General features: G+C 57.0%; 8 protein-coding genes. 4 read left to right on the top strand and 4 right to left on the bottom strand.

The annotated features are described in order from the left end of the window. Positions 1-307, bottom strand: a 307-nt coding sequence (locus RTI30_RS12685) for an AAA family ATPase (RefSeq protein ID WP_312283937.1), incomplete at its 3' end; no start/stop codon positions are given. Positions 308-497: 190 nt separating this feature from the next. Here RTI30_RS12685 and RTI30_RS12680 point away from each other — a divergent pair. Beyond that, a complete protein-coding gene (locus RTI30_RS12680; RefSeq protein ID WP_312283936.1) occupies positions 498-809 on the top strand; it encodes a type II toxin-antitoxin system RelE/ParE family toxin in 312 nt (103 codons plus the stop codon). 1 nt (position 810) lies between these two features. Further along, complete coding sequence (gene nadS, locus RTI30_RS12675; protein ID WP_312283935.1) at positions 811-1,101, top strand: NadS family protein; 291 nt, start codon at positions 811-813, stop codon at positions 1,099-1,101. Between the two features lie 24 nt (positions 1,102-1,125). Here nadS and RTI30_RS12670 read toward each other — a convergent pair whose 3' ends face one another. The 3 genes from RTI30_RS12670 to RTI30_RS12660 all read right to left on the bottom strand — a co-directional run bounded on the left by RTI30_RS12670 (position 1,126) and on the right by RTI30_RS12660 (position 4,142). Then, positions 1,126-1,695 carry a recombinase family protein gene (locus RTI30_RS12670; RefSeq protein WP_312283934.1) on the bottom strand — a complete coding sequence of 190 codons (570 nt, stop codon included), beginning with the start codon at positions 1,693-1,695 and terminating at the stop codon, positions 1,126-1,128. Between the two features lie 306 nt (positions 1,696-2,001). Continuing rightward, complete coding sequence (locus RTI30_RS12665) at positions 2,002-2,388, bottom strand: hypothetical protein (RefSeq protein ID WP_312283933.1); 387 nt, start codon at positions 2,386-2,388, stop codon at positions 2,002-2,004. Between the two features lie 551 nt (positions 2,389-2,939). Then, positions 2,940-4,142, bottom strand: coding sequence for a GYF domain-containing protein (locus tag RTI30_RS12660; RefSeq protein WP_312283932.1), 1,203 nt, complete (start codon positions 4,140-4,142; stop codon positions 2,940-2,942). Between the two features lie 179 nt (positions 4,143-4,321). Here RTI30_RS12660 and RTI30_RS12655 point away from each other — a divergent pair, with 179 nt between their 5' ends. Then, positions 4,322-4,594 carry a BrnT family toxin gene (locus RTI30_RS12655; protein WP_312283931.1) on the top strand — a complete coding sequence of 91 codons (273 nt, stop codon included), beginning with the start codon at positions 4,322-4,324 and terminating at the stop codon, positions 4,592-4,594. Further along, on the top strand, positions 4,554-4,740 hold a 187-nt coding region (locus RTI30_RS12650; protein WP_312283930.1), incomplete at its 3' end, for a BrnA antitoxin family protein. The genes RTI30_RS12655 and RTI30_RS12650, both read left to right, overlap by 41 nt.

The raw sequence follows: 4,740 nt of genomic DNA, 5'->3' as shown, positions 1-4,740 counted from the left end.
TCCGATCTAGGGCTGCGCGCAGCGCGGTCGAATCACGACCGCCTGCGTCGATGATGATGTCCTCGAATTTGGCTGCTTGCTGCTGCACCTGCGCCCGCAGAGTCACCCCGTCCGGGTAGGTCGCGCAGGCAATGCCCGGCGTATGCCCGGCCTCGGCACGGATGCGGATTGCCGTCTGCGCCGTGCCTTGCCGGTCGCCGTCGATGAGCCACACATCACGCCCGGCCAGCGCGCGAGCGATGGCCAGATTGACGGCAATGGTCGTTTTGCCGACACCGCCTTTCGTGTTTCCTACGGTGAGGATCATGTTTTATGGAACCGTTTTACTATGAAAACGGTTCCTATTGTAGTGATTTTGCTCACCTACCGGCGTCCTCAGCCTGCATGATGATCTGCCTGATGGCGGCCTGCCTGCTATCGCTTGGGGTTCGGGCGCAACTTGTGCGACCAAGAGCTGGATGTGACCGGAATACGCCATTGGCGTATACACTTCGGGTATGGAGTTCATTGAGACCCCGACGTTTACCCGCCTGGTCACCGCGCTGTTGACGGACGATGAGTACGCTGGCCTGCAAAGCATCCTGCTGGAAAACCCGCAGCGTGGTGATCTCATTCAAGGTGGTGGCGGCATCCGCAAGCTGCGCTATGCGCTGCCGGGGCGTGGCAAAAGCGCCGGGGCGCGGGTGATCTACTACTGGAAGCAGGACAACGAACAGATCTACATGCTGCTGATCTACCCGAAGTCGAAGAAAGACGATCTGACCGATCGGGAAACTGCGGTGCTGCGGGAGTTTGTGAAGGAGCTATGAGATGGAACACGCCTTGTTCGATGATCTGGTGCAAAGCCTGAAAGAGGCTCGGGCCATTGCGCACGGGCAAATGCCAGCCTCACGCCGGATCAAGGTGACCGCCCCCGATGCCAAAGCTGTGCGTGAGCAAATCGGGTTGTCGCAGAGCGAGTTTGCCCAACTGATGCGCGTGAGCGTCAAGACGTTGCAAAACTGGGAACAGGGTCGCCGTCACCCGACCGGGCCGGCGGCAGCTTTGCTCAGGATCGTCCAGTCTGCCCCGGACGTGGTGCGCAAGACATTGCACGCCTGAGCATTGCGCCCCGGGCACGCGGCGTCATTGCCGCGCCCGCATGATGGTCTGCCGGCTCACGCCGTACTGGCGCGCCAGACCCGCCACCGTCGCCCCGGCTTGAAGGGCTTGGCGCACGGCGTGTTTCTGCTGGGCGTTGAGCCTGCTCGGCCGCCCCAGGGCTTTGCCTTCGGCTCGGGCGCGTGCCAGACCCGCCTGGGTGCGCTCTATCAGCAGATCGCGCTCGAACTGCGCCACGGCATTGAGCACGTGCATGGTCATGGTGCCGGCTGAGCTGGTCAGATCCACGCCGCCTAGGGCCAGGCAATGCACGCGCACGCCGAGGGAGGCGAGTTTCTTGACCGTGGAGCTCACATCCATGGCATCGCGCCCCAAGCGATCGAGCTTGGTGACGATGAGCACATCGCCTGGTTCCAGGCGATCCAGGAGCTTGGCAAACCCCGGGCGCTGGGCAATGGCTGTGCTGCCTGAGACGGTCTCGGCCACCACGCGGTGCGGCTCGACATGAAAGCCCGCCGCTTCGATCTCCTGGATCTGGTTCTCGGGGGTCTGGCCGGCGGTGGAGACTCGAACGTAGGCAAAAGTGCGGGACATCACGCAGGGTTGTGCTCAAAGGGTGTCCCTAATCTTACGGTGGTGGGCGCTGCGCTATGCCGAATAACAGCGATGGAGAAATTGAACAACACCGAAATACCGGTGTGAATATATAGAAATATTTACGCATTCCGCCCACGCATGATGGCCTTCCCGCTGATCCCGAACCGCGCACATGGGCGTCGAGGAACGCCCCTTAGCGTTTTCGGTTGCCTAACGTTTGAATTCACCGGCGGCGCTCGGCTTCATCGCGTAGCTTACGGTGGAATGATGAGTTGGGCCGCACATTGGCCAGCATAATCCGCACTACTCAACGTAAGTGTAGTCGCGTCCATCTAGCATTCCCCGAGGAGAAAGGGACACGCTGAAGCGTTTAAAAAGGCCGAGAAATTGAGCTATGGGCATATCTGTCGTGACCCGACGAACAAAGACCGGCCCGTTATGCGCTTCAATCATTTCTTTGACACTGTTGTGTTCTCCTTGCGTAGCAAACAGAAATTCAACAGAAATCTCTTTGTGCTCGCCGTAGTTTTCACCAGCAAAAAACGAGATGCCTAGCAGAAACTCACCATCCCGCTTGAGCCCATTCTTCTCAAGCCAATTATTAATATCATCTTGATCGGTACGATCAGCTGCGGCACTACCTTTGAAATCGTTGTACTGAACAGTGGCCTGGAATTTTTCGACTGGCATGAGGGCTCCTGTTTATGTGGTTGATGGCAGATTAGCTAATGGGGAATAGGGGTTTTGTGCGACCCAAAGTTCATCGAGAGGTGCGGAGCCGGCTTGCCGGCGGAGAGTCATTTCCGAAGCGATGATTGGGTAGTTTACCTGTCTTTCATACATGTGCCGTAGATGCCTCCTGCCTTGACACATACGGAACCTGGACCGCAGTCGGTATCGAATGAGCATGTATTCCCATAAGTGCCATTCGCGTCCAGAGGGGAGGTAACCGGTTGTTGGTCATTACTATTACCCGGGAAAATCCCACCAACACAAACGCCATATATTGAATCAGGTGACTTGAGGCATTGGCTACCAGGCTGACAATCGGTATCGAAAGAGCATGCAAATGCGCTGTTAGAAAAAACGCCAGCAATGGTTACTGCCAGAGTTCCCATAAGATGGAATTTCATCTTGCTCCCCTTTCAATGAGTACTGCCCAACGTTGGAGTTCACCCGCCTGCGGAAGCTGGCGAAGCCCGCTGTAGCAGGTCGGGTGCAACGACGGGTAGGCCTGTATGTCACTCGATGGACCCGAAGAGTAGGGCCTGCAACTTCAAGGCATGCTTCAAAGCAGATTCTTCATCGGAGATCGACACGATGACAACACGCCAAACTTGTCGCCCCTTTTTGACGAAGGTCGCACGCACGTGTTGCGTTCTGTCATCCGCCATCGTTCCGGTCAAGGTAACGGCTTGAAGACCGTCAACCAAAGTCTGTTGACCTGGCATCGAAAAACTCATGCTACCGCGAACGGCTGTGACCCAGGCTTCCAGATAGTCCTCGAGATCCATGCTCGGCGGCACGTCTTCCTTGGCGAAGACAACATAGGTGCCGTAATCGGGTCCGGAGAAGATCTGGATCGACTGTTTCTCATCATTCTTCTTTTCCTCGTGGATCCAGCCGCTTGGTATGGCTACAGACTTGCCAGTTACTTGGTTAACCCAAGTCGTTCCACTGTAGTATCTGCGTTGAGATGATTGCTGAATAGCAGTGTTGACAAAGAAGAGGCCTACGACTACGACCGCGGCGGAAAACGCTCGTAGCGCGCTGAGTTTCCGCGCTTTTACGTGGAATTTGCCTTCGTCATACCCTGCCTGTCGCCCAGCCTTGAGGCGACCGTACTGACGCGCCATCGTGAATAGGGAAACGATTGGAAATCCCGTTCCAAGGCCATACCAGTAGACGCCAAGTTGACGCTGTAGGTACTGGCCGGCGGTCGGGCGCTGAGCACCAACGGTCGTGACCGTCACTCCCAAGAGCGCCTTGCCGAGTGTTGTGCCAAAGAGAGCCACCATTCCTGCCTCGATGAGCAACACGAGCGGCAGGAGTAACCAACCAAACACGTACTCAGAGCCTGGGCGTTGTATCCAGAGGCCAAAAGCTAGCGAAAACCAAGAAAGTGCGAATCCCGCGACGAGTGCAGTAGGAAATGCGATCACCCATAGATCGACAAACCTTGCGAAGAAGCGCCGCCACGGGCCAGCAAGCGGAAGAGCGATCAAGTGCTCACGGGCTGTCGGTTTGGGCAGCTCAGGTGGGACGGTCTTGACGACTTCGTGGAGGTCTGGAATCTCGGAAATGGGGGCCCAACTGTCGCGGCCCGCCTTCCAAACTAACGTCTCTTCAGATATTTTGCGTTCAAGGAGTAACTGGTGCAGAGTCTCCAGTGAGACTGGGCCTTTCCGCGTATCGCCACTCGCATACCACCATTCTCCTTGCATCTGTGCTCCCTCTCTTTGCAGATATAGACCCTCCCAAGCCTAACGTAATGCATTCCGCAAGCTCTGCAAAATAGTGAAAACGGCCACAAAGGCAGCTTACCTCGCAAGGTGCGCAAGCGGGTTGGATCGTCACGGCCTCTCTGCGCATGGAATCTATTTATTGTTGCTACAATAAATAAGTGCAGATTGCATTCGACCCCGACAAACGTGAGCAAACGCTCAGAGAGCGCGGGTTGGATTTCGCACAAGCCGGCGAGGTCTTTGCGGGGATGCATTTCACTCAAGTGGATCGCCGCAAGGACTACGGCGAGGAGCGCTTCATCACGGTGGGCACTCTGCAGGGACGCACGGTTGTGGTGGTCTGGACGCCACGCGGCCAAACCCGCCGCATCATCAGCATGAGGAAAGCCAATGCACGCGAACAAGCCCGCTACAAAGCCCACCTGGAATGATCCAGACGATGCCCCCGAATTGAGCGATGCCTGGTTTGCCCAGGCCGATCTCTACCATGGGGACAAGCTCGTGCGCCGAGGACGGCCCAAGGCGGCAATCACCAAAATCCATACCGGCATCCGCCTGGATGCGGATGTTCTGGCGG

The sequence above is a fragment of the Candidatus Igneacidithiobacillus taiwanensis genome (assembly GCF_031962545.1).
Lineage (GTDB): Bacteria > Pseudomonadota > Gammaproteobacteria > Acidithiobacillales > Acidithiobacillaceae > Igneacidithiobacillus > Igneacidithiobacillus taiwanensis.
Note: the sequence above shows the minus strand (reverse complement) of the source record. Positions and strands in the feature narration are given on the sequence as shown.

What these genes read in the sequence shown, in the direction of transcription:
- RTI30_RS12680 (WP_312283936.1), top strand. Translation starts at nt 498, where the DNA reads ATGGAGTTCATTGAGACCCCGACGTTTACCCGCCTGGTCACCGCGCTG.
- nadS (WP_312283935.1), top strand. Translation starts at nt 811, where the DNA reads ATGGAACACGCCTTGTTCGATGATCTGGTGCAAAGCCTGAAAGAGGCT.
- RTI30_RS12665 (WP_312283933.1), bottom strand. Translation starts at nt 2,388, where the DNA reads ATGCCAGTCGAAAAATTCCAGGCCACTGTTCAGTACAACGATTTCAAA.
- RTI30_RS12670 (WP_312283934.1), bottom strand. Translation starts at nt 1,695, where the DNA reads ATGTCCCGCACTTTTGCCTACGTTCGAGTCTCCACCGCCGGCCAGACC.
- RTI30_RS12660 (WP_312283932.1), bottom strand. Translation starts at nt 4,142, where the DNA reads ATGCAAGGAGAATGGTGGTATGCGAGTGGCGATACGCGGAAAGGCCCA.